The organism is Paraburkholderia sp. (genome assembly GCF_024281035.1).
Lineage (GTDB): Bacteria > Pseudomonadota > Gammaproteobacteria > Burkholderiales > Burkholderiaceae > Paraburkholderia.
The window spans coordinates 17,724-40,498 of record NZ_JAMXLH010000023.1; the positions used below are offsets into that span (position 1 = coordinate 17,724).

A 22,775-nucleotide genomic window follows, 5' to 3' on the forward strand; every position below is an offset into this window, starting at 1 on the left:
AGTAGTTCCTCTCGCCCCAAGTCCGCAGCAGGTGCATGATGAGCAGCCATGACGGCCTGATGGTTTTTACTGGCAACGCAAATCCCGCGCTTGCACAGGAAGTCGTCAAGATCCTCGGTATTCCCCTCGGTAAGGCTATGGTTAGCCGCTTCTCCGACGGTGAAATCCAGGTCGAAATCCAGGAAAACGTACGCGGCAAGGACGTCTTCGTCCTGCAGTCCACCTGCGCGCCGACGAACGACAACCTGATGGAATTGATGATCATGGTCGATGCGCTCAAGCGCGCATCCGCAGGCCGGATCACCGCAGCGATCCCCTACTTCGGCTATGCCCGTCAAGACCGCCGCCCGCGTTCGGCGCGCGTCGCCATCTCGGCGAAGGTCGTGGCGAACATGCTGGAAATCGCCGGCGTCGAGCGGATCATCACGATGGATCTGCACGCCGACCAGATTCAGGGCTTCTTCGATATCCCGGTCGACAACATCTACGCCACGCCCGTGCTGCTCGGCGATCTGCGCAAGCAGAACTACGAGAACCTGCTGGTCGTGTCGCCGGACGTCGGCGGCGTGGTGCGCGCCCGTGCGCTCGCCAAGCAGCTCAACTGCGACCTCGCGATCATCGACAAGCGCCGCCCGAAGGCGAACGTCGCCGAAGTGATGAACATCATCGGTGAAGTCGACGGCCGCACCTGCGTGATCATGGACGACATGGTCGACACCGCCGGCACGCTCTGCAAGGCCGCGCAAGTGCTCAAGGAGCGCGGCGCGAAGAAGGTGTTCGCTTACGCCACGCACCCGGTTCTCTCGGGTGGCGCAGGCGAGCGTATCGCCGCCTCGGCACTCGACGAACTCGTTGTTACCGACACCATTCCGCTTGGCGCCGAAGCACGTTCGTGCGCGAAGATTCGCGCGCTTTCGAGCGCCGGTCTGCTGGCGGAAACCTTCTCGCGTATCCGTCGCGGCGACTCGGTGATGTCGCTGTTCGCGGAAGGTTAAGAGATTCGCGTCAAGGCGCGGCGTTCGCAAGAAAGCCGCGCTTTTGACGTAATCAGCGCAAACGGACGAAGGTTTGCGCTGTATTGTTTGGGGCCTTCAGGCAGCTAATTTGCCGGAAAGGCCCCGTTTTACTGCCTGGTCGCGGGCAGTGCATAGGAGAAAAACATGAAAGTCGTCGCTTTCGAGCGCAACCTGCAAGGTACGGGTGCGAGCCGCCGCCTGCGCAATGCTGGCAAGACCCCTGGCATCGTTTACGGTGTCGGCGTCGAGCCGCAGATGATCGAACTCGATCACAACGCGCTGTGGCACGCCCTGAAGAAGGAAGCTTTCCACTCGTCGATTCTCGAACTCGAAGTGGCCGGCAAGTCGCAGCAAGTCCTGCTGCGCGACGTGCAATACCACCCGTTCCGTCAGCTCGTGCTGCACGTGGACTTCCAGCGCGTCGACCCGAACAAGAAGCTGCACACGAAGGTGCCGCTGCACTTCATGAACCAGGAAGAAAATCCTGCCGTGAAGCTGTCGGGCGCGATCATCTCGCACGTCGTGAACGAAATCGAAGTGATCTGCCTGCCGACGTCGCTGCCTGAGTTCGTCGAAGTCGACCTCGCCAAGATCGAAGCTGGCCAGACGCTGCACGCCAAGGACATCGCACTGCCCGCAGGCGTGACGCTCGTCGCGCACGTCGAAGCGGAAAACCCGGTGATCGTCTCGGCGACGGTTCCGGCCGGTGCCGTGGCGGCAGCCGAAGGCGAAGAAGCAGCAGCCGAGTAAGCTGCGGCGACAAGCCGATATCCTCTCGATCCGTTTCAATGAAACGGTCGACGTAACCCGCCGCGGTTTGCCCCGGCGGGTTTTTTTTCGCGCTTTTTCTCGCGTTTTTTTCATTCTTTCGCGCATTTGATCGCATTGGGCAATAGCACATGATCAGGTTGATCGTCGGACTCGGCAATCCGGGCGCCGAATACACCGCGACGCGCCACAACGCCGGTTTCTGGTTCGTGGACCAGCTCGCACGCGAAGCAGGCACATCGCTGCGCGACGAGCGGCGCTTTCACGGCCACTACGCACGCGCGCGGCTGTTCGGCGAGGAAGTGCATCTGCTCGAGCCGCAAACCTACATGAACCGCTCCGGACAGTCGGTCGTCGCGCTCGCGCACTTCTTCAAGATCCTGCCGGACGAGATCCTCGTCGCGCACGACGAACTCGACCTGCCGCCCGGCGCCGTCAAGCTCAAGCTCGGCGGCGGCAGCGGCGGGCACAACGGCCTGAAGGACATTTCCGCGCATCTGTCGACCCAGCAGTACTGGCGCCTTCGTATCGGCATCGGGCATCCGCGCGATCTGATTCCGGAAAGTGCACGCGCCGGCGCCAAGCCCGATGTCGCGAACTTCGTGCTCAAACCGCCGCGTAAGGAAGAGCAGGATGTGATCGATCGGTCGATCGAGCGCGCGCTCGTTGTGATGCCAACTTTCGTGAAAGGCGAAACGGAGCGTGCAGTCATGCTGCTGCATCGCAATGGTAGTTGAGCGTGTTGTTTGGGATCCGGGCAAGCGCTAAAGCGCTAACCCGGATTGACTGCTGTGCATGGGACCAGAGTAAGGGCTGAAGCGCTAACTCTGGTCGACAGGAGAGTGTCTTGAGTCGTTACTGGAGTGACATCGTCCACCGTCTCGTGCCCTACGTGCCGGGCGAACAGCCCGCACTCGCGAAGCCGGTGAAGCTCAACACCAATGAGAATCCGTATCCGCCGTCGCCGCGCGTGCTTGAGGCAATCCGCGCAGAACTCGGCGAGCACGCAGAATCACTGCGCCGCTATCCCGATCCGGTCGCGAGGCGCCTGCGCGCCGTCGTCGCCGCGCATCACGGGCTGAACGCCGATCAGGTGTTCGTCGGCAACGGCTCCGATGAAGTGCTCGCGCACGCGTTCCAGGCGCTGCTCAAGCATGACTTGCCGATCCTCTTTCCCGACATCACCTACAGCTTCTACCCGACTTACGCACGGCTCTACGACGTGCAATACCGCACGGTGCCGCTCGACGAAGCCTTCGCGATCCGGATCGAGGATTACGCCCAACCCAACGGCGGCGTGATCTTTCCGAATCCGAATGCGCCGACCGGCCACGCACTGCCGCTCGCGCAAATCGAAAAACTCGTCGCGGCGAACACGGAATCGGCGGTGGTGATCGACGAGGCCTACGTCGATTTCGGCGCCGAATCGGCAATCGCGCTCATCGACCGCTATCCGAACCTGCTCGTCGTGCACACGACGTCGAAGTCGCGATCGCTCGCCGGCATGCGCGTCGGTTTCGCGTTCGGCCATCCCGATCTGATCGACGCGCTCAACCGGGTGAAGGACAGCTTCAACTCGTATCCGCTGGACCGTCTGGCGCAAGCGGCCGCTGCCGCCGCCTACGAAGACACCGAGTGGCTGCACACGACAAGCGCCCGCGTGATGGCAAGCCGGGAAAGACTCACCGCGGCGCTCGCGGAACTAGGTTTCGACGTTGTGCCGTCGGCGGCGAACTTCGTGTTTGCGCGCCATCCTTCGCACGATGCGGCAGCCATCAGCGCGAAGCTGCGCGAGCAGGAAATCTTCGTGCGCCACTTCAACGCGCCGCGCGTGAACCAGCATCTGCGCATCTCGATCGGCACCGACGCCGAATGCGAGAAGCTCGTCGCCGCGCTAAAAGGCATCGTGAAGTAACGCCTGAGTTCAGGCCCGGAAAAAGAAAACGCGCCTATAAAGCGCGTTTTTTCATGTCGCAAGCAGAAACAGCGCTCAGCCTTTCTTCGCCGCCATCAGCGCGTGGTACTTCTGCATCAACTGCTCGGGCGACTCGACATGCGCAGGGTCGCGCGGAATGCAGTCGACCGGGCACACCTGCTGACACTGCGGCTCGTCGAAGTGGCCGACGCACTCCGTGCACTTGTTCGGGTCGATCACGTAAATTTCCGGGCCCATCGAAATCGCGTCGTTCGGGCACTCGGGCTCGCAAACGTCGCAGTTGATGCACTCGTCGGTAATCATCAGGGCCATACTTCCACCAACTTCACGTTTAAAAACAGTGCATTATAGCGCTCAAGCCATCTGTGCCGCCGGACAACATTACCCGGCATACGTGCTTACGCGCTGCGCGCCGAGTTGCGCTCACGCGCCTTCTCTTGCCTGAACTGCTTACTCCGGTTATTTGCTTATAACGAAACTTGTACTGCGCACTTTCATTTGTTATGCTTTTTATACCAAAAGGAGGTGGTATGCATACTGCCCAACATGGCCAGATGGGATTAATTCCTTCCCGGAATCAATCAGTCGCCCAGCCGGCCAGCGCATGGCTTCTAGGCTATGCCGCGTTTCATGATGCATTGCAACGCGAAGAGACAGATTTTGGAGCGTTACCCCCATACGTGAAACTCCCTGTGCTCCGGCGGTTGGCCGGATGCGCATTTGCGCCATCTTCTGTCTGGGTCGCGCTAAATGAAGTACGCGCCGCTTATATCGAAGTCAGCACGCCTTCTGTCGCAGAGGTTGTACGGCATTATTTCTCGTCGGAAGCCAACAATGTGGATTCATCAGACGAGACAGCGGACGTCCTCGAAACGCTTGCCGCAACTTTTCCACCGGCAGTCGTCCCTCTCGTTGCCAGACCACCCTGTTTGCTCAGCCCCGGCAAAGGCATCTTCCTTGAAGGCTGGCAACGCTTCGTCACGTATTGGGCCCGTAACGACGGGACAATTCCGCTGCTGGCAGTCGATTGGCCCACCTTGTATGACCGCCTCACGGACAACCGAACGACAAATGGCGGCACAACGACAGATACGCCACATTGAGACGCCGCCTGGCGCCTCCTGGTATATGGCTCACCTGCCATCCGGTTTTTGAAGACCCGCTGCGTTGCGGCGAGACAGGGTTTGCCCTCGCCGCAGGTTCCAGCTGTAAATAACCGCTTGAATGAGAAGCCGCCCTGGCTGCCAAACCACAGCGACTGCACGTTTTAGCAATCGCGCATTACCTTAATATATATTGCACTGCTAATGTTGTTTCGCTCGAATCACGAAACTACAAAGGATTGAAAGCACTCCCTTCATGACATAAAGCACGATCAGCGCTCCAAGCAAATCGCCTATGTACATCATGCAGAAGCGTTCGATGAAGTTTTGCGTATCCCCGGTCAACGCAAACCAGAGATGATGTAGCACGGCATTCGTCGTTGCCACGGCGAACGCCAGAACGAGGAGCCGCCTGGGTGTCAGGTTCGCCAATGACGCTTTTAGTTGGTACCGCTCAAGCGCCAGACGATAGACCGCATAGGGCCCCGCTGCGCTGATGATCGCCCCCACAATGGCTCGCACCGGATCGTGCGGAAAGTAATAAGCAAAATCGACGATTAGCGCGGCAATCAATAAGCCAATCGCACCATCCGCGCCGAGCAGCAGCGTACTCAGCAACCGGATGCCGGTAGGCAGATAGATCCAGTTAACGCCGTTCAGAAACTCCGTGTATCTGAAAAGCGCCTCATTCAGCCACAACGACAGTATGTACACGAGCACGGTGCCGGTGATCGACCAGCAATGTAAACGTAAGCTTTGCATGCGATATAATTCTCATTACGTTTTTAAATAGCTGCATCAAAGTCAAAGCTCGCGCGTCGTTAAGCGGGCGTCCATCCGGTTGGTACGCAAGCAATGAAACGTCCTGCTGATATCTATCTTCGATTTTTGCAACTGACCGAAGCGTTGCGTGGCCTGCCCGCACTGCCTGCACTCGATCCGCTCGAAGAGAAAATCCTTGAATTCGTCGCGCGCACGAACCAAAAGAACGATCGGCTTTCGGTGCGGGACATGATGGCGCGTAGCGAACTTGGCTCCCCCGCAACGCTTCACGCGCGCATCACGTCGATGCGTGAAAAAGGCTGGCTCGCACTAAGCGACACGGAAGACACACGCCGCAAACAAATCGAACTGACACCTGCCGCACTCAAGCATTTCGACAAACTCGCCGAAGCGTTCGCGAAGGCTGCTAAAGGCTCCTGACTGACTCAATCTGCCGATGTCACCAACAGGCCCGCGTTTCGGACCTGCTCTCCCATCTATTCACGATCAGGTAATCAGCACAACCAATAAACAAAGCCATCGAGAATCGCAAAAATCACGCGTTTCTCACTCATTTCTCACTGCATTGCGGTGCGAGGGCCTGCGTCGTCGCCAGGCCCTCCGGTTTGCGTCCGTTCTTGCCGCTTGCTCAAGCCTTCGTGACCGGGCCGCCCAGCGTGGCGACCTTGTGCTGCAGGCGCTTTTCCACCGACGGGAACACAAACTTGCTCACGTCGCCTCCGAGCTGGGCAATCTCCCGCACGATCGTGCCGGAGATGAACTGATATTGATCGGACGGCGTCATGAACATCGTTTCGACGTCGGGCAGCAAATAGCGGTTCATGCCCGCCATCTGAAACTCGTATTCGAAGTCCGACACGGCGCGCAGGCCGCGCACGATCACGCGCGCGTTATTGACGCGCACGAAATCCTTCAGCAGCCCCTTGAAGCTCATCACCTGCACGTTCGGATAATGGCCGAGGACCTCGTGGGCGATTTCGAGCCGCTCGTCGAGCGAGAAGAACGGTTGTTTGTTGCGGCTGTCGGCAACGCCAACCACCAGCGTGTCGAAAATGCTCGACGCGCGCCGCACGAGATCTTCGTGGCCGCGCGTAAGGGGGTCGAAGGTACCGGGGTACACGGCGACTACCATGAGGCTTCTCCTCTCATCAGAAATGGGGCGCGATACACTGCCCGGCCAGTTCGATCGTGGCCGTCGCGGTGCAGGCGCAAGTGCGAGCCTGGCGATGAGGCTGCCCGCCACTTGTTATCGAACGCGCATTATTCCTCATTTTCGCGCTGCAGCAAATGATAGAAGACCACGCCCGCCTTGCCCTCGCGGACGACGCTCCAACCCGCCAGTTCGGGTCGCGCGGCGGGATCGAGCCGCTCGCCGGATTCGACGTACAGCCAGCCGCCGGCGGCAACGAGCGGCGTGGAAACCGCGAGCGCGCGCGTGAGGAGCGCGGTGTCGCCGAACGGCGGATCGAGGAACACCACGTCGAACGAACCCGGCGCAAGACTGGCCGCGAGCCGCAGCGCATCGGCTTCGGCGATTTCGATCGTACGCGCCGACAAGCGCGACTGGTTCGCGCGCAGTTGCGCGGCGACGCGCGCATTACGCTCGATCATCACGACGCGCGCGGCGCCGCGCGACGCCGCTTCGAATCCGAGCGCGCCGCTGCCGGCGAAAAGGTCGAGACAGCGCTGGCCGTCGAGCTGCTGCCCGAGCCAGTTGAAGAGCGTCTCGCGCACGCGGTCGGGCGTGGGCCGCAGGCCATCGAGATCGATGACCGGCAAAGGCGTGCGCTTCCAGTCGCCGCCGATGATACGGATCGTATGCGCGCCACCGCCGCGCACGGCCTTGCCCGGCGCAGCAGACTGAACGGAGCGGGCACCCTGCGGGCGCGAAGATGAGGAACGGGACATGCGTTTTTCTATACCGCTTTAGAGTGTCTGGGCGACGCGCCGCGCGCGCCGGCCCCCTGATGCGCGAACGTTACCACAGCCCCGCGTGCGCGCCGCCCGGTTACCGCAACGACGCGGCCGGGGGCGCCTGATAAAATGCCGTGTTTTCCGTGCGTTGCCTCCATTTCCACGACGTCGGCGACCACTCCGCGGTCCGACCCGCAACGCGCCTTCACGAACCAGATCATGTTCAGTTTCTTCAAACGACTCCGCGGCTCCAAGGCCGAAGAGACCGCGCAGGCCGAAGCCGCGCAGACGCCCGAGGCTCAAGCCGCGGATTCAGCACCGGCCGGATCCGAAACCCGCACGCCCTCGCCCGCAGCCGAGCCTGCGCAGGCACGCCAGCCCGCCGCGGCGTCCTCGCCCTCGCCCGCGCGATCCGCCCCTGAAACCGCCGTGGCCGTCGAGGCCGTCGACATCGTTCCGCCGCCCGTGCCTGAAACGGCCGCGAAGCAATCCTGGCTCGCGCGCCTGAAATCGGGCCTCTCGAAGACAAGTTCGAACCTCGCGAGCATCTTCGTCAATGCGAAGATCGACGACGATCTTTACGAGGAACTCGAAACGGCGCTCCTGATGTCCGATGCGGGCGTCGACGCCACCGAATTCCTGCTGGAAACGCTGCGCCAGAAAGTGCGCAGCGAGCGCCTCACCGAAGCTCAGCAGGTGAAGGATGCGCTGCGCCAGTTGCTCATCGACCTGCTCAAGCCGCTCGAAAAATCGCTCATGCTCGGCCGCGCGCAGCCGCTCGTCATGATGATTGCGGGCGTAAACGGCGCGGGCAAGACGACCAGCATCGGCAAGCTCGCGAAGCATTTGCAGCGCTTCGACCAGTCCGTGCTGCTCGCCGCCGGCGACACGTTCCGCGCCGCCGCGCGCGAACAGCTCGCGGTCTGGGGCGAGCGCAACAACGTGACGGTCGTTTCGCAGGAAAGCGGCGACCCGGCCGCGGTGATCTTCGATGCGGTGAGCGCCGCGCGTGCGCGCGGCATCGACGTGCTGATGGCCGACACGGCCGGCCGCCTGCCGACGCAGCTTCATCTGATGGACGAACTGAAGAAGGTCAAGCGCGTGATCGGCAAGGCGCTCGACGGCGCACCGCACGAAGTGCTGCTCGTGATCGACGCGAACACGGGCCAGAACGCGCTCGCGCAGGTGAAGGCATTCGACGACGCGCTCGGCCTGACCGGTCTCATCGTCACGAAGCTCGACGGCACGGCGAAGGGCGGCATCCTCGCGGCCATCGCGCGTCAGCGTCCGGTGCCGGTGTATTTCATCGGCGTGGGCGAGAAGGTCGAGGATTTGCAGCCGTTCAGCGCAGAAGAATTCACCGACGCGCTGCTCGGCAACTAGGCGCAATCAGCGCGCAGTGCCCAAAACAAAGGGCGTCGTTCCGAAGAACGACGCCCTTTTTTCTTGTGCGCCGCTCACTGGCACGGCGCCTCGCCGCACCTCGCTCACTCGGCGTCCGGTTGCACGCCCGGCGCGGCACGCGCGAACGCCTCGAGTTGCGACGCGTAGTCGTAAATGCGCTGGATCGTCGCGTAGCACGACGTCTCGATGTCGAAGCGGTTCGCGTTGAACACCTGCGGCACGAGACACAGATCGGCAAGCGTCGGCGTATCGCCGTAACAGAGCTTGCCCGTGCGCGGATCGTCCGCAAGACGGCGCTCCAGCGTCTCGAACCCCGATTCGATCCAGTGGCGGTACCACGCATCCTTCGCGGCGCCATCGACGCGGAGCGTGTGCTTCAAATACTTCAGCACGCGCAGGTTGTTCAACGGATGAATCTCGCACGCCACCTGAAGCGCCAGCGCGCGCACGTGGGCGCGGTCGACGGGCAGCTTCGGCAACAGCGGCGGCTCGGGGTGCGTCTCGTCCAGATACTCGATGATCGCGAGCGACTGCTGGATGGCGTGCTGTTCGTCGTCGATCAGCGTCGGCACGATACCGTCTTCGTTGATCTGCCGGTAGGCCGGTTTCAGTTGCTCGCCGCCGTCGCGCAAGAGATGCACCGGCACGTACTCGTACGGCAGGCCCTTCAGATTCAGCGCGATGCGCACACGGTACGCTGCCGAGCTGCGGAAATAGCTGTAGAGCTTCATGTCCGTCTCACTCCCGTTCAGAAGCGCGAATCGTTGTCCAATTGTGACCTTATGGTTGTGACCTTATGCGCGCTTCAGACCACGCGCACGGCGAACTCGCCGAGCCCCTCGACGCCGCCGCGCATCAGATCGCCCTTCACCACCGCGCCGACGCCCTCAGGCGTGCCCGTGTAGATCAGATCGCCCGCCTTCAGCTCGACAAACGTCGACAAAAACGCGATGGTGTCGGCTACCGGCCAGATCATCGTCGAGACGTCCGCGCGCTGCTTTTCCTCACCGTTGACCGATAGCCAGATCGCGCCGCGTGCGACCTGACCGACTTGCGTAACGGGATGGATCGGGCCGATCGGCGCCGAATGATCGAAGCCCTTGGCGGTATCCCACGGGCGGCCAAGCTTCTTCGCTTCGGCCTGCAGGTCGCGGCGCGTCATGTCGAGGCCAAGCGCGTAGCCCCAGACATGTTCGAGTGCGCGCGCAACCGGAATGTCCTTTCCGCCCTTGCCAATCGCCGCGACGAGTTCCATCTCGAAGTGGACGTTCTTCGACTGCGCGGGATACGGGAATTCGGCGGTCGCGCCGGGGGCGACATAGAGAATCGCGTCGGCAGGCTTCGAGAAAAAGAACGGCGGCTCGCGATCCGGATCGTGGCCCATCTCGCGCGCGTGCGCTTCGTAGTTGCGTCCGACGCAATAGATGCGGCGCACCGGAAAACGCTGGTCGCTTCCTGCAACCGGCACCGATACCGGCGGTGCCGGCTCAAAAGCGTACGTCATGAAATTCTCCCAATGCTTGAAGGTCAGTGCAGGCAGTGTAACGCCCGGCGCAGGCACTGCGTGACCGTGGGATTACGCGTTGGCGCCAGGCATCGCTTGCGCGCCTCATGCGATACTTTGCGCATCCGCCCTTCCATGACCGCTGCGATCACCACAGCGATAAACACCGCGCACCGCACGCGTACCGGCACCCAGGAATTCCGCTCCCCATGAATGCCCCCGACGCCCCCGACACTTTTTCCTGCGCCCGCTTCATCAAGGAGATCGGCCGCGGGCCGAACGGCGCACGCGCGCTGTCGCCGGAGGACACGCACGCGCTCTACGCCGCCATGCTCGACGGCCGCGTGCCCGATCTCGAACTCGGCGCGGTGCTGCTCGCGTACCGGCTGAAAGGCGAATCCGCCGACGAACTCGCCGCGATGCTGGCTGCCGCGCACGCTTCGTTCGCGCCGCTTGCGTCCCCGGCGGGCGACTATCGCGCGGTCGCGATCCCGAGCTACAACGGTGCGCGCAAGCAGCCGAACCTCGTGCCGCTGCTTGCGTTGCTGCTCGCGCGCGAAGGCGTGCCGGTGCTGGTCCACGGCGTGAGCAGCGATCCTGGCCGGGTCACGAGCGCCGAAATCTTCGCGGCGCTGAATCTGCCCGACGCGCGCGATCACGCCGATATCGAACATCAGCTTCAAGAGCGCCGCGTCGCGTTCGCTTCAATCGAAGCGCTCGCGCCGAAGCTCGCGCGCCTGCTCGCACTGCGCCGCCGCATGGGCGTGCGCAATTCGACGCACACGCTCGTCAAGCTGCTGCAGCCTTTCGCACAACCCGGCCTGCGGCTCGTGAACTACACGCACCCGCCGTATCGCGAGAGCATGCGCACACTGTTTGCGGCGCATCCGGATGCCGCTGCGGGCGGCGCATTGCTCGCGCGCGGCACGGAAGGCGAAGCAGTCGCCGATACGCGCCGCCAGGTCCAGGTCGACTGGCTGCACGACGGCATCTGCGAGACGCTGATCGAGCCGGAGCATTCGTCGCCCGATACGCCCGACGTCGCGCTGCCCGAAGGCCGCGATGCACCCACCACGGCCGCATGGATCGAAGCGGTGCTGCGCGGCGATGCGCCGGTGCCGCACGCGCTTGCGCGCCAGGTCGAGACGATCCGGCGCATCGCGAAACGCTGAGCACGGCGCGCGACGCGAGGCGCACCACATGACGCTCGCCCGCCATCGCGGCAGAATGCACCATCGGCGTGCTTCTGCGCGCATCCTGCCGCATCTGCCCGGCGCGTCTGAAAACGCGCCAGCTCAAAATTCCTCGTTGACACGCGCATCCAGCCTGCCTTACATTGTGCAGATGCGTTCCTTCCAGAACACCCTCCGAATTACCTCCGGCCGCCTAGCGGCCCTATCGCTACGTCTAGCGTAAGCCAGGCTTAGCGCTGCGCGACCACCTCCTCGGTAGCGCAGTCCTCCCAAGCAGTTTCAGCAGTACCTCCAAACCGTAGTTCCTTTTACAACCTGTCTGTCGTTTGCATTCGTCCGTCTACCGTTCGGACGAGTTGCGAGGGTCAAAATGCACGTTGCATGGGCTTCCGTCACGTTTGCTTCCGGTTCGGCCACCGCCGCTGCCGCGCTTGCATGCGCCGTCATCGCCCGCTCGCTCGAAGTTTCGCGCACCGTGCTTCGCCAGCAGTCCGCCAGCCGCCCGCTGCCGGCCACCTTCGCAGACGACAAATCGAACGAGGCTCGCCATGTTGCGTAACCCTGCCGAGAAGTACCGCCCGTTTCCCGCCTTCCGCCTCAATGGCCGCCGATGGCCCACCCGCACCATCGAACGCGCGCCGGTCTGGATGAGCACCGATCTGCGCGACGGCAACCAGTCGCTGATCGAGCCGATGAGCATCGAGCAGAAGACGGAATTTTTCGACATGCTGGTGGCGATCGGTTTCAAGGAAATCGAAGTCGGCTTTCCGTCGGCATCGCAGACCGACTTCGATTTCGTGCGCAAGCTGATCGAGGAGAAGCGCATCCCCGACGACGTGACGATCGAAGTGCTCGTGCAATCGCGTGAAGCGCTGATTGCACGCACGTTCGAGGCGCTCGAAGGCGCGCCGCGTGCGATCGTGCACCTCTACAACGCGATCTGCCCGTCGTTTCGCGAGATCGTGTTCGGTCAGTCGAAGGACGAAACGAAAGCCCTCGCCGTGGAAGGCACGCGCATCATCCGCGAATACGCCGATGCGCGCCCGCAGACGCAGTGGACCTACGAGTACTCGCCCGAAACGTTCAGCATGACCGAACTGACGTTCGCGCGCGAAGTGTGCGACGCCGTCGCGCAAACCTGGCGCCCGACGCGCGATCACAAGATGATCGTGAACCTTCCGGCGACGGTCGAAGCGGCGATGCCGAACGTTTTTGCCGACCAGATCGAATGGATGGACCGCAACCTCGCGTACCGCGACAGCATCGTGCTCTCCGTGCATCCGCATAACGATCGCGGGACAGCGGTGGCCGCCGCCGAAATGGCGCTGCTCGCGGGTGCGGACCGCATCGAGGGCTGCCTGTTCGGCAACGGCGAGCGCACCGGCAACGTCGACCTCGTGACGCTCGCGATGAACCTCTACACGCAGGGCATCGATCCGGGCCTCGATTTTTCCGATATCGACGCCGTACGCCGCGTGGTCGAGCGCTGCAACCAGATGCCGGTGCATCCGCGCCATCCGTATGCGGGCGACCTCGTGTTCACGGCATTCTCGGGCTCGCATCAGGATGCGATTCGCAAGGGTTTCGCGCAGCAGCGTCCGGATGCGGTCTGGGAAGTGCCCTATCTCCCGATCGATCCCGCCGACCTCGGGCGCAGCTACGACGCCGTGATCCGCGTGAATAGCCAGTCCGGTAAAGGCGGCGCGACCTGGCTGCTCGAGCACGGCATGGGCTTCACGCCGCCGCGCCGCGTGCAGATCGAGTTCAGCCATGCGGTGCAGACGCTCGCCGACACGTCCGGCGAAGAAATCACGGGCGACGCGATCTGCGCGCTCTTCGCGCGCGAATACTTCAAGACGCGCGGTCCGGCCGCGCACACGGGCGCGGGGCGCGTGCGCTGGGAGGGCTGCGATGTCGGTGCGCCTGCGTCGGCCAGCAGTCTCGATGAGCAGGCACGGGCCGTCGTGGCCGCGATTGCGGCGGCATCGGGTGAAGACGTCGAGCTTACGTCGTTCGAAACCGCACGCACATCCGTTGGCTGCACGGCGGTGTTCGTCGGATGCCGCGTGGGATCGCAGGGAATCCGCCACGGCGTGGCCATCGCCGAGGACGCAGCGCACGCGGCAATCGAAGCCGTGGTGAGCAGCGTGAATCGCGCGTCGTGGCCGCAGGTCGACCGTCGCGCCGCGGCTTGACGTAACGGGGCAACGGCAGAGGGAGCCAGGAAGGCAGCCGAGCCGCACGGCACAGTCCAGCGGCGCGGACCAGGTGAAGGCGTTCAGCGGAAGAGATTCAGCCGCAGGGACTCAGCGGCAGGAATTCGGCAACGGAAATTCTGAAAGACGAGAAGCAGCAGGCAGCGCCGTTGGGCGCCGGCGGTCGGACAGACTGCTGGCGCGAGCCCGGAGCGTTCAGAAGACGCGCCGGAAGAAGAGATTCACCGATCTCATTCGAGCGCGCAACGCGTTGCCTGCCAGGCAAGCAGACGCCAGCGTCCGTCTTCCTGGGTCTGGATGGCCGTATAGGCAATCGGAAACAGCAGCGCGCCGTTGTTGGCCTCCATTTCGACCAGCGCGCGACCGGAAACGACACAGGTTTCGCGCCCCACGGGCAGCACGTCCTGCGACTGGATCTCGATCTGCCGGTAGCGACGGCGGCCTGCCGTGATGGCATCGATGAACTGCTGCTTGGTTTCGCGTTTGCCGTTCGTGTGCACGTAGATCACGTTGTCCGACAGCAGTTCGTCCAGCGACGTGCCATCGCCGTCCACCATCGCGCGAAACCGCTCGCGCTCCAGTCCGCGAATCGCTTCGATTACTTTTGCAGCCATTGCTCAAGCCCCTTGCGCACGAGTCCGGGCCAATGCCTCGAACCTGCGCCGAAGATGTACCGCACGCGCCTGGCTGAAATTTATACCAGGATTTGACGCGTGGATATGTGCAATCGAATTACCGCGTGACTCAGCACGCATAGCGCTCACGAGACGAATCTGGCCCTCTGAACGACACCCGAAACGGCCGGTCGGCGCGACGCGCCTGATCGTCGCAGCGCAGCACTTTCCGGCCGGTGCGGCGTCTATGCTTCGTATATCGAAGTTGGGCACCTTGCCCGCGCTTCGCCTGGTTTGGCCGCAGCCCCGGTGGCGCGGCATCTGCAATGCCAACCCTGATTCGGTTCCATTCTGTGGGCCTTCGTGCTCACGACTAGAGGGTTTACTCGACGCGATCCTGCGCGAGCGACCCACGCAGGCTGTCAGCCCCGCCCAGCTTGGTTCACGCATAAATCTATCGAAACACAATCTCGATAGCTATTGCGGAACCTTCAATCCACTACAGACTCCAAGGGTTAGCACTCGGTGGATCAGAGTGCTAACATCCACCGTGGAGTCGCAGTCCGACTTTTGCAGATATAGAGGAGTTCACTACGTGAGCAACGCACTGACAATGACCCTTCCTGGTACGCTGAGCCCGACGCCGGCCAAGGCGGCGCGGTCAGGCGCGCTGGCGCTCGCGAATCAATCGATGCTGCCCGGCCAGTTGGGCAACATCGACGCGTACATCCAGGCCGTCAACCGGATCCCGATGTTGACGCCGCAAGAGGAGCGCCAGTTCGCGACCGAATATCGCGAGCAAAACAGTCTCGAAGGCGCACGGCGCCTCGTGCTGTCGCACCTGCGCCTCGTCGTGTCGATCGCGCGCAATTACCTCGGCTACGGCCTGCCGCACGCCGACCTGATCCAGGAAGGCAACATCGGCCTGATGAAGGCGGTGAAGCGCTTCGACCCGGAGCAGAACGTCCGCCTCGTGTCGTACGCCATGCACTGGATCAAGGCCGAGATCCACGAATACATCCTGCGCAACTGGCGCATGGTCAAGGTCGCCACGACCAAGGCGCAGCGCAAGCTGTTCTTCAACCTGCGCAGCCACAAGCAGGGCCTGCAGTCGTTCACGCCGGAGGAAATCGACGGCCTGGCGCAGGAACTGAACGTGAAGCGCGAGGAAGTCGTCGAGATGGAAACGCGGCTGTCGGGCGCCGATATTGCGCTCGAGGGTCAATCCGACGACGGCGAAGAATCCTTCGCACCGATCGCGTGGCTCGCGGACTCGCACAGCGAGCCGACCGCCGTGCTGGCCGCGCGTCAGCGCGACCGCCTGCAGTCGGACGGCATCACGAGCGCGCTGGAAGCGCTCGATGCACGCAGCCGCCGCATCATCGAAGCGCGCTGGCTCAACGTCTCCGACGACGGCTCTGGCGGCTCGACGCTGCACGAACTGGCCGACGAGTTCGGCGTCTCGGCGGAGCGAATCCGCCAGATCGAAGCAAGCGCGATGAAGAAGATGCGCACGACGCTCGCCGAGTACAACTGATCGCGTTTGGCCCGCTCACGCGGACTACGAGGCACAGTCAAAAGCCCCGTCCTCTCAGGAGGCGGGGCTTTTTTGCTGCTTTCCGTCGATCAGGCCGGTTGCGGCGCGAGCATTTGCGCGTAGCGCGACGCAGCACGGCCAACGACGATGTGCAGCGTCTTGTCCGAAACCCACACGACATCGAGCGCTTCGAGCTGCTGGCGATCGACCGCCGACGCATCATGCACCGTCACGCGCAGACGCGTCACGGCCACAGCGTCAATCGACGCGATGTTCGCCGAACCGCCCAGCGCCTCGAGCCACTCGGCCGGATCCGGATCGAGCGGCCCCTGGAGCGGCCCCTGCACTGCGCCTTCCGCGGCAACGGCCTGAACCGGCGCAGCATCGTGCGTTTGCGTCACGACCTGTGCCTGCGGCACCGCCTGCGCTTGCGGCACCACCTGCGCCTGCGGCACCACCTTATGGCCGCCGCGCCCGATTTCGTTGCGGATTTCATCGGCGATCATGTCCGCTTCCGGTCCGATGATGACTTGCACGCTGCCGCCGCCACGCTTGAGCACGCCGCGCGCGCCAATCCCCTTCAGCGCGGGCTCGGAGACTTTCGCGGCGTCCGCCACTGAAAGACGCAGGCGCGTCGTGCAGGCATCGACGACCTTGAGGTTGTCCGCACCGCCAAGCGCGTCGATATAGCGCCCGGCACGCGTCGCGCCTGCGGCGCTCGCGCTTGCCGCTGCGCCAGTCACCGCCGTCGCGACCGCCGCATCGCCGCTCACGGGTTCGCGGCCCGGCGTCGGCAGGTTAAAGCGCCGGATGAAGAAGCGAAACAGCCCGTAATACACGATCGCGTAGACAATGCCGAGCGGAATTGCCTGCCAGCCGTGCGTGGACAAGCCGTAATTCAGCGCGTAATCGATCGCGCCTGCCGAGAACGTGAACCCGAGCTTGATGCCCAGCAGCGAGCAGATCGCAAGCGACAGGCCCGTCAGCACCGCGTGGATCGCATAGAGCACGGGCGCGAGGAACATGAACGTGAACTCGATCGGCTCGGTCACGCCCGTGAGGAACGAGGTGAGCGCCATCGAGAGCAGCAGGCCCGCAACCGTCGCGCGGCGCTCCTTCGGCACCTCGTGCAGCATCGCGAGGCACGCGGCCGGCAGGCCGAACATCATCACCGGGAAGAAGCCGGCCATGAAGCTGCCCGCCGTCGGGTCCTGCGCGAAGAAGCGATGCAGGTCGCCGGTCACCGGCGCGCCGCCGCCCGCTGGCGTGAAAGACCCGAACACGAACCAGACGAGCGAATTCAGGATGTGGTGCAGGCCCGTGACGAGCAGCAGCCGGTTCAGGAGGCCGTAGACGAACGTGCCGATGGCGCCCGCGGTGGTCAGCCAGTGGCCCGCGGAATCGATGGCGCCCTGCACCGGCCCCCACACATAGCCAAAGACGACCCCGAGCACCAGACACACAAGCCCCGTGACAATCGGCACGAACCGCTTGCCGCCGAAGAACGCGAGGAACTCCGGCAGCTTGATGTCCTTGAACCGGTTGTACAGCATGCCCGCGACAATACCCGCGACGACGCCCGAGAGGACGCCCATGTTGAGCTTGTCGTTGATGTCCTTCATCACGGCCGTCTGGACGAGATAGCCGAGCGCGCCAGCGAGCGCCGCGACGCCGTTGTTGTCCTTCGCGAAGCCCACCGCGATGCCGATCGCGAAAAGCAGCGGCAGGTTGTCGAAGATCGCGCCGCCCGCATCGGCGATGATCTTGATGTTCAGCATGTCGGCCTGCCCGAAGCGCAGCAGGATGCCGGCCACCGGCAACACTGCGATCGGCAGCATCAGCGCGCGGCCTAAGCTTTGAATTTTAAGAAACGGATTGCCATCCATAGAACTGCCTCCAGTCCCGGTCTATTTGGTGACGTTGGTGACGTCGGTTGGGGTTGCGAGTCGTCAGCGCGTACGGCACACCGTGCGCGCTGACGGGTTGGTGGTAAGGGTGGTAACGGTGGTATGGCCGGTTAGTCGAGCGGCCAGACGTTGGTGCTCAACGCGCGCACGGCCTGCGCCGATTCGAGCGCGAGCGCATCCTGCGCACGCTGTCGGCACTGCTGCCAGTCGAGGTTGCGCACGCGCGCCTTGATCGCGGGCACGGACACCGGATCGACGGACAGCTCCGTCACGCCGAGCCCGACGAGCAGCGGCACGGCAAGCGGATCGCCCGCCAGCGCACCGCAGACGCCAACCCACTTGCCGTGCTTTTCCGCGCCCTGCACCGCCGCCGCGACGAGACGCAGCACGGCCGGGTGCAGGCCGTCTGCCTGGGCCGCGAGATCGGGCTGGCAGCGGTCCATCGCGAGCGTGTACTGGGTGAGGTCGTTCGTGCCGATCGAGAAGAAATCCGCGTGCTGCGCGAGCTGATCGGCCAGCAGCGCCGCCGACGGCACCTCGATCATCACGCCCACCTCGATCGGCTCCGTGCGGCCCAGCTCGCGCGCGAAGGTGTCGATGCGCGCGCGCAGGCGCACGAGTTCGCCGACATCGGTAACCATCGGCAACAGGATGCGCACCGCACCCGCCGGCCGCACGGCAACGAGGCCGCGCAACTGGTCGTCGAGCAGATCGGGGCGCACCTGCGCGAGACGGATGCCGCGCAGGCCCAGCGCGGGATTCTGCTCGGGCGGCAGCGTCAGGTAATCGACTTCCTTGTCCGCGCCCACGTCGAGCGTGCGGATGATCGCCGTGCGCCCGGCGAGCGCATCGGCAATCGCCTGATAGCTCTGGCGATGCTCTTCGACGCTCGGCGCCGCCTGGCGATGGATGAACATCAGCTCGGTGCGCAACAGGCCCACGCCGTCCGCGCCGTTGTCGACGGCGGCGTTGGCGTCGTCGAGCGTCGCGATATTCGCCGCCACCTCGATCGCCCGGCCGTCGCGCGTCGTCGCCGCCTCCTGCGACGTGCGCCGGTTGGCCTCGCGCACGCCTTCGAGGCGCTGGCGCTCGTTGCGCGCATGCTCGATGTCGAGTTCGCTCGGCGCGTAGGCAAGCTGGCCCTCGCCCGCGTTCACGACAACCTGCGTACCGTCCGGAATCGTGTGCAGCGCATCGCCCACCGCGACGAGCGCGGCAATGCCCGCCTGGCGCGCGATAATCGCTGCGTGCGACGTCGCGCCGCCGCGCGCCATGACCAGCGCCGTGACGCGCTTACGGTCGAGCGTTGCAAGGTCGGACGGCGTGAATTCGTCGGCGGCGAGCACGGCTTCGTCGGGCAGCGTGCGAGCAGCCGTGTTCGCGTAACCGAGCAAGCGCAGCACGCGCTTTTCGAGGTCGCGCAGGTCGGCGGCACGCTCGGCGAGCAGCGGATCTTCAACCTTGCCGAGCACCGCGATCTGCGCGCGGATCGCTTCGCGCCACGCGAAGCCCGCGCTCTTGCCGAGGCTGATCAGGTCGCGTGCGGCATCGACGAGTGTCGGATCCTCGAGCAGCACACGATGCATCGTGAAAATGCCCGCTTCGCCGATGGCGCCGCGCTGCGAGGCGGCGCGCACTGCGCTGTTCAGTTCGGCGTCGACGGCGGCGATGGCCTTGTCGAGCGCGCGGCTCTCGGTCGAGAGGCTGCCGCTCGCCAGTTCGGGCGGCACGATTTCCGCGTTGCCCCAGTGCACGAGCGTGCCGACCGCCACGCCCGGCGCCGCGCACACGCCGACGAGCGTACGTGCACCGGCGCTCGCGGCCGTCGCGGGCGGTGCGCTGGCAGCCGCGCGCGGCGCAGGCGAGAGTTGCCGCGCGGGCGCCTCGCCGGTCTCGCCCGGCGCTTCGCGCGTGAGTTCGTTGACGACCGCGTCGACGGCCTGCTGTGCGTCGTGGCCCATGCCGACCACTTCGATGGTCGCGCCTTCGCCTGCGCCGAGCGCGAGGAGGCCGACCACGCTCTCGATGGCGGCCTTGCGCTCGCCAAAGCGCACTTCCACGCGCGCATCGAACGGGCGTACAGCCTGGCGCGCCCGCGCGGCGGGCCGTGCGTGCAGGCCCCCCGCATGGGCGAGCGTCACGCTCTTGCGCGCTTCCGTGACGACCGGCCACGCGCCGTCCGCTGCCGACTCGGCGCTGGCGCGCGGGCGCAGCACGAGCAGCGGCGTCACGCCCGCTTCCACGTTGCCCGCCGGCGCACGCGAAATCACGTCGAACGCTTCGGAGTTCGCGATCGCCACGACCGAAACGAGACTTCGCGCCTCACACGCGACGACATCGAGATCGAATTCGATCAACAGATCGCCGCGATGCACCTGCGCGCCCTGTGCGACCTTCGGCTTGAAGCCGTTGCCGTGCAGTTCGACCGTATCGATGCCGATGTGCACGAGCACCTGCGCGCCCTCTGCGGTTTGCAGCGTGACGGCGTGACCGGTGCGCGCGAGGTGCATGACGATGCCGTCGCAGGGTGCGACGAGCCGCCCGACGAGCGGATCGATGCCGATCCCATCGCCGAACAGGCCTTCCGAAAACACCGGATCGGGCACTTCGGCAAGCGGCACGACCGGCCCGGTGAGGGGCGAGACAAGCACAACGTCGCCCGCGGCGGGTTCAACGGGATTCATCAGACGGGACTCCAGGATGCGCTCCATCAGTTTTCCAATCTAGTGTGTTTCGGTGACTTTGTTCAGGTAGCGCGGCTCGTCGGGGTTGCGACCGCGCGCGGCGGCAAGGCCTGCCGCCATCACGTAGAACGAAAGAATCGCGGCGACCGGATCGAGTGCCGGATCGGCGGTGGTCGCGAGCGGCAGCGTCGCGTCCGGCACGTCGGCGGGTGCGGCGAGCAGCACGCGCGCACCGCGCTTCGTCATGTCGCGCGCGAGGCCGATCAGGCCCGCCTGCTCCGGTCCGCGCGGTGCGAACACGAGCAGCGGATAGTCGCGGTCGATCAGCTCCATCGGACCGTGACGCACCTCAGCGCTCGAAAACGCCTCGGCCTGGATACCCGAGGTCTCCTTGAGCTTGAGCGCCGCTTCCTGTGCGATGGCGAGGCCCGCGCCGCGGCCGATCACGATCATCTGCGACACGTCGCGCAGTTCGTCCACGGCCTTCGACCAGTCGAGCTTGCCCGCGCGCTCGAGCGCATCGGGCAGCGCGCGCAGCGCGTCGACGAATGCCGCATCGCGCTGCCAGAACGCCACGAGTTGCGCCGAAAGCGACAGCATCGCGATATAGCTCTTCGTGGCCGCGACGCTCAGCTCCGCACCGGCCTGGAGCGGCAGCTCGATGCCGGCGGCTTCGGCAAGCGGCGAACCCGGCACGTTGACCGCAGCCGCCGTCAGCGCGCCCGCTTCGTGCAGCACGCGCATCGTCTCGACAAGATCAGGACTCCTGCCTGATTGGGAAAAAGCAAGAGCAAACTGGCCGCGTACGCGTAGCGGCGCCTGCTGAAGCGTGGCAATCGACATCGGAATCGAGGCGACCGGCACGCCGATGCGGCTCATCGTGAGCGCGGCGAAATAGCTTGCCGCGTGATCCGAGCTGCCGCGCGCGACGGTGAGCGCCACCTGACGCGGCTCGGCATCGAGCGCTCGCGCCAGCGCCTCGACACGCGAAGTGTCCGCGAGCTGCATGGCGACGATGCTGGACGAGGCCAGCGCTTCCTTAAGCATATTCGACAATCGATTCTCCTTCGACATAGGTTGCGGCGAGAGCCAGTTCGCGGTCGAACACGACAACGTCGGCCCATGCGCCGCGCGCGAGGCGTCCGCGATCCTCGATGCCGAGATAGTCGGCCGCGTAGCGCGACAGACGCATCGAAACATCGGCGATCGGGAAGCCGAGCGAAACGAGGTTGCGCAGCGCCTGATCCATGGTCAGCGTGCTGCCCGCGAGCGTGCCGTCGGCAAGACGCACGCCGCCGAGGCACTTGGTCACGTGCTGGCTGCCAAGACGGTATTCGCCGTCGGGCATGCCGGTCGCCGACGTGCTGTCGGTAACCACGTAGAGGCGCGGAATCGCACGCATCGCGGCGCGGATCGCGCCGGGATGGACGTGCAGCAGATCGGGGATGATCTCCGCGTATTCGGCATGGGCGAGCGCCGCGCCGACGAGACCCGGATTGCGGTGATGGAGCGGCGACATCGCGTTGAACAGGTGGGTGAAGCCGCGCGCGCCGTGCTTGAGGGCGGCGACGCCGTCGTCGTAGGTCGCGAGCGAGTGGCCGAGCTGCACGCGCACGCCGCGCGCCGCCATCTCCGAAATGATCTCGATGTGGCCCGCGATTTCCGGCGCGACGGTCACGACGCGGATCGGCGCGATCGACAGGTATTTGAGCACTTCGGCGAGCACCGCCGATACCGCCGCGTCCGGCTGCGCGCCCAGCTTGCCCGGGTTGATGTACGGCCCTTCCAGGTGCACGCCGAGCACGCGCGAACCGCCCGGCGTGCGCGTGCGCGCGACATCGCCGAGACCCGTCACGACGTTCATGAGTTCGTCGCGCGGCGCGGTCATCGTGGTCGCGAGCAGGCTCGTCGTGCCGAAGCGCGCGTGCGTGCGCGTGATGGTTTCGATGGCGTCGCCCGCCTCCATCACGTCGGCTCCGCCGCCGCCGTGAACGTGTAGATCGATAAAGCCCGGCAGGATGTACGGCGCGTCGTTCGTCGCCGGATCGGCCGCATTGCCGCTGATCGACGTGATACGCCCGTTCTCGAACGACAGCGTGCCGTAGATCCAGCCTTCAGGGGTGAGTATGTTTCCGCTCAGCATGAATGTCTTCCTGAATGTCTTTCAGAATCTGTTCCGGATTCCGATCGGTTGCG

Annotated in this window: 21 protein-coding genes; 10 read left to right on the plus strand and 11 right to left on the minus strand. The window is 64.4% G+C overall.

The window, feature by feature from the left end; translation table 11 throughout:
• Positions 1-38: 38 nt before the first annotated feature.
• The 4 genes from Q0L30_RS07055 (at position 39) to hisC (ending at position 3,699) form a co-directional block, all read left to right on the plus strand.
• Positions 39-995 carry a ribose-phosphate pyrophosphokinase gene (locus Q0L30_RS07055; RefSeq protein ID WP_293046603.1) on the plus strand — a complete coding sequence of 319 codons (957 nt, stop codon included), beginning with the start codon at positions 39-41 and terminating at the stop codon, positions 993-995.
• Positions 996-1,160: 165 nt separating this feature from the next.
• Positions 1,161-1,766, plus strand: coding sequence for a 50S ribosomal protein L25/general stress protein Ctc (locus Q0L30_RS07060; protein ID WP_296653085.1), 606 nt, complete (start codon positions 1,161-1,163; stop codon positions 1,764-1,766).
• Between the two features lie 149 nt (positions 1,767-1,915).
• Positions 1,916-2,521 carry an aminoacyl-tRNA hydrolase gene (pth, locus tag Q0L30_RS07065; protein ID WP_296653087.1) on the plus strand — a complete coding sequence of 202 codons (606 nt, stop codon included), beginning with the start codon at positions 1,916-1,918 and terminating at the stop codon, positions 2,519-2,521.
• Positions 2,522-2,631: 110 nt separating this feature from the next.
• Entirely contained in the window at positions 2,632-3,699 is a 1,068-nt protein-coding gene (gene hisC / locus Q0L30_RS07070) for a histidinol-phosphate transaminase (protein WP_296653089.1), read from the plus strand.
• 75 nt (positions 3,700-3,774) lie between these two features.
• Here the strand turns inward: hisC and Q0L30_RS07075 are convergent, their stop codons facing one another.
• A complete protein-coding gene (locus tag Q0L30_RS07075; protein WP_293034375.1) occupies positions 3,775-4,032 on the minus strand; it encodes a YfhL family 4Fe-4S dicluster ferredoxin in 258 nt (85 codons plus the stop codon).
• A gap of 218 nt (positions 4,033-4,250) precedes the next feature.
• Here Q0L30_RS07075 and Q0L30_RS07080 point away from each other — a divergent pair, with 218 nt between their 5' ends.
• Positions 4,251-4,823, plus strand: a complete 573-nt coding sequence (locus Q0L30_RS07080; RefSeq protein WP_296653093.1) for a hypothetical protein — start codon at positions 4,251-4,253, stop codon at positions 4,821-4,823.
• Positions 4,824-5,024: 201 nt separating this feature from the next.
• Here the strand turns inward: Q0L30_RS07080 and Q0L30_RS07085 are convergent, their stop codons facing one another.
• Positions 5,025-5,585: a hypothetical protein gene (locus Q0L30_RS07085; RefSeq protein WP_296653096.1), complete on the minus strand. Its 561-nt coding sequence runs from the start codon at positions 5,583-5,585 to the stop codon at positions 5,025-5,027.
• A gap of 93 nt (positions 5,586-5,678) precedes the next feature.
• Between Q0L30_RS07085 and Q0L30_RS07090 the strand changes: the two genes are divergently transcribed.
• Positions 5,679-6,026 carry a winged helix-turn-helix domain-containing protein gene (locus Q0L30_RS07090; RefSeq protein WP_296653098.1) on the plus strand — a complete coding sequence of 116 codons (348 nt, stop codon included), beginning with the start codon at positions 5,679-5,681 and terminating at the stop codon, positions 6,024-6,026.
• A gap of 208 nt (positions 6,027-6,234) precedes the next feature.
• Here the strand turns inward: Q0L30_RS07090 and coaD are convergent, their stop codons facing one another.
• On the minus strand, positions 6,235-6,738 hold the full coding sequence (coaD, locus tag Q0L30_RS07095) for a pantetheine-phosphate adenylyltransferase (protein ID WP_296653100.1): 504 nt from the start codon (positions 6,736-6,738) through the stop codon (positions 6,235-6,237).
• 128 nt (positions 6,739-6,866) lie between these two features.
• The gene (rsmD, locus tag Q0L30_RS07100) at positions 6,867-7,514 is read right to left on the minus strand and encodes a 16S rRNA (guanine(966)-N(2))-methyltransferase RsmD (protein ID WP_296653102.1); all 648 of its coding nucleotides are present in this window, start codon (positions 7,512-7,514) and stop codon (positions 6,867-6,869) included.
• A gap of 225 nt (positions 7,515-7,739) precedes the next feature.
• On the opposite strand from rsmD, the gene ftsY reads away from it, so the two are divergent.
• A complete protein-coding gene (ftsY, locus tag Q0L30_RS07105) occupies positions 7,740-8,903 on the plus strand; it encodes a signal recognition particle-docking protein FtsY (RefSeq protein WP_296653105.1) in 1,164 nt (387 codons plus the stop codon).
• A gap of 104 nt (positions 8,904-9,007) precedes the next feature.
• Here ftsY and maiA read toward each other — a convergent pair whose 3' ends face one another.
• Both maiA and Q0L30_RS07115 read right to left on the minus strand, forming a co-directional pair.
• Positions 9,008-9,655: a maleylacetoacetate isomerase gene (gene maiA, locus Q0L30_RS07110; protein ID WP_296653107.1), complete on the minus strand. Its 648-nt coding sequence runs from the start codon at positions 9,653-9,655 to the stop codon at positions 9,008-9,010.
• A 74-nt stretch (positions 9,656-9,729) separates the two neighbouring features.
• Entirely contained in the window at positions 9,730-10,428 is a 699-nt protein-coding gene (locus Q0L30_RS07115; RefSeq protein WP_296653110.1) for a fumarylacetoacetate hydrolase family protein, read from the minus strand.
• A gap of 209 nt (positions 10,429-10,637) precedes the next feature.
• On the opposite strand from Q0L30_RS07115, the gene ybiB reads away from it, so the two are divergent.
• A complete protein-coding gene (gene ybiB / locus Q0L30_RS07120; RefSeq protein ID WP_296653112.1) occupies positions 10,638-11,600 on the plus strand; it encodes a DNA-binding protein YbiB in 963 nt (320 codons plus the stop codon).
• A 569-nt stretch (positions 11,601-12,169) separates the two neighbouring features.
• Positions 12,170-13,816: a 2-isopropylmalate synthase gene (leuA, locus tag Q0L30_RS07125; RefSeq protein WP_296653115.1), complete on the plus strand. Its 1,647-nt coding sequence runs from the start codon at positions 12,170-12,172 to the stop codon at positions 13,814-13,816.
• Between the two features lie 251 nt (positions 13,817-14,067).
• Here the strand turns inward: leuA and Q0L30_RS07130 are convergent, their stop codons facing one another.
• The gene (locus Q0L30_RS07130; RefSeq protein WP_296653118.1) at positions 14,068-14,451 is read right to left on the minus strand and encodes a nuclear transport factor 2 family protein; all 384 of its coding nucleotides are present in this window, start codon (positions 14,449-14,451) and stop codon (positions 14,068-14,070) included.
• Between the two features lie 595 nt (positions 14,452-15,046).
• Here Q0L30_RS07130 and rpoH point away from each other — a divergent pair.
• Entirely contained in the window at positions 15,047-15,988 is a 942-nt protein-coding gene (gene rpoH / locus Q0L30_RS07135; RefSeq protein ID WP_296653120.1) for an RNA polymerase sigma factor RpoH, read from the plus strand.
• 89 nt (positions 15,989-16,077) lie between these two features.
• Here the strand turns inward: rpoH and nagE are convergent, their stop codons facing one another.
• From nagE to nagA, 4 genes are all read right to left on the minus strand, one after another.
• On the minus strand, positions 16,078-17,874 hold the full coding sequence (gene nagE, locus Q0L30_RS07140) for an N-acetylglucosamine-specific PTS transporter subunit IIBC (protein WP_296653123.1): 1,797 nt from the start codon (positions 17,872-17,874) through the stop codon (positions 16,078-16,080).
• 131 nt (positions 17,875-18,005) lie between these two features.
• Positions 18,006-20,606, minus strand: a complete 2,601-nt coding sequence (ptsP, locus tag Q0L30_RS07145) for a phosphoenolpyruvate--protein phosphotransferase (protein ID WP_296653127.1) — start codon at positions 20,604-20,606, stop codon at positions 18,006-18,008.
• Between the two features lie 12 nt (positions 20,607-20,618).
• On the minus strand, positions 20,619-21,626 hold the full coding sequence (locus tag Q0L30_RS07150) for an SIS domain-containing protein (protein WP_296653234.1): 1,008 nt from the start codon (positions 21,624-21,626) through the stop codon (positions 20,619-20,621).
• Positions 21,619-22,722, minus strand: coding sequence for an N-acetylglucosamine-6-phosphate deacetylase (nagA, locus tag Q0L30_RS07155; RefSeq protein ID WP_296653129.1), 1,104 nt, complete (start codon positions 22,720-22,722; stop codon positions 21,619-21,621). The genes Q0L30_RS07150 and nagA overlap by 8 nt, the downstream gene beginning before the upstream one ends.
• Positions 22,723-22,775 lie beyond the last annotated feature (53 nt).

What these genes read in the sequence shown, in the direction of transcription:
- ybiB (WP_296653112.1), top strand. Translation starts at nt 10,638, where the DNA reads ATGAATGCCCCCGACGCCCCCGACACTTTTTCCTGCGCCCGCTTCATC.
- pth (WP_296653087.1), top strand. Translation starts at nt 1,916, where the DNA reads ATGATCAGGTTGATCGTCGGACTCGGCAATCCGGGCGCCGAATACACC.
- Q0L30_RS07055 (WP_293046603.1), top strand. Translation starts at nt 39, where the DNA reads ATGAGCAGCCATGACGGCCTGATGGTTTTTACTGGCAACGCAAATCCC.
- rsmD (WP_296653102.1), bottom strand. Translation starts at nt 7,514, where the DNA reads ATGTCCCGTTCCTCATCTTCGCGCCCGCAGGGTGCCCGCTCCGTTCAG.
- Q0L30_RS07080 (WP_296653093.1), top strand. Translation starts at nt 4,251, where the DNA reads ATGCATACTGCCCAACATGGCCAGATGGGATTAATTCCTTCCCGGAAT.
- Q0L30_RS07130 (WP_296653118.1), bottom strand. Translation starts at nt 14,451, where the DNA reads ATGGCTGCAAAAGTAATCGAAGCGATTCGCGGACTGGAGCGCGAGCGG.
- nagA (WP_296653129.1), bottom strand. Translation starts at nt 22,722, where the DNA reads ATGCTGAGCGGAAACATACTCACCCCTGAAGGCTGGATCTACGGCACG.
- Q0L30_RS07060 (WP_296653085.1), top strand. Translation starts at nt 1,161, where the DNA reads ATGAAAGTCGTCGCTTTCGAGCGCAACCTGCAAGGTACGGGTGCGAGC.
- nagE (WP_296653123.1), bottom strand. Translation starts at nt 17,874, where the DNA reads ATGGATGGCAATCCGTTTCTTAAAATTCAAAGCTTAGGCCGCGCGCTG.
- maiA (WP_296653107.1), bottom strand. Translation starts at nt 9,655, where the DNA reads ATGAAGCTCTACAGCTATTTCCGCAGCTCGGCAGCGTACCGTGTGCGC.
- coaD (WP_296653100.1), bottom strand. Translation starts at nt 6,738, where the DNA reads ATGGTAGTCGCCGTGTACCCCGGTACCTTCGACCCCCTTACGCGCGGC.
- ptsP (WP_296653127.1), bottom strand. Translation starts at nt 20,606, where the DNA reads ATGGAGCGCATCCTGGAGTCCCGTCTGATGAATCCCGTTGAACCCGCC.
- ftsY (WP_296653105.1), top strand. Translation starts at nt 7,740, where the DNA reads ATGTTCAGTTTCTTCAAACGACTCCGCGGCTCCAAGGCCGAAGAGACC.
- Q0L30_RS07075 (WP_293034375.1), bottom strand. Translation starts at nt 4,032, where the DNA reads ATGGCCCTGATGATTACCGACGAGTGCATCAACTGCGACGTTTGCGAG.
- leuA (WP_296653115.1), top strand. Translation starts at nt 12,170, where the DNA reads ATGTTGCGTAACCCTGCCGAGAAGTACCGCCCGTTTCCCGCCTTCCGC.
- Q0L30_RS07115 (WP_296653110.1), bottom strand. Translation starts at nt 10,428, where the DNA reads ATGACGTACGCTTTTGAGCCGGCACCGCCGGTATCGGTGCCGGTTGCA.
- Q0L30_RS07150 (WP_296653234.1), bottom strand. Translation starts at nt 21,626, where the DNA reads ATGCTTAAGGAAGCGCTGGCCTCGTCCAGCATCGTCGCCATGCAGCTC.
- Q0L30_RS07085 (WP_296653096.1), bottom strand. Translation starts at nt 5,585, where the DNA reads ATGCAAAGCTTACGTTTACATTGCTGGTCGATCACCGGCACCGTGCTC.
- Q0L30_RS07090 (WP_296653098.1), top strand. Translation starts at nt 5,679, where the DNA reads ATGAAACGTCCTGCTGATATCTATCTTCGATTTTTGCAACTGACCGAA.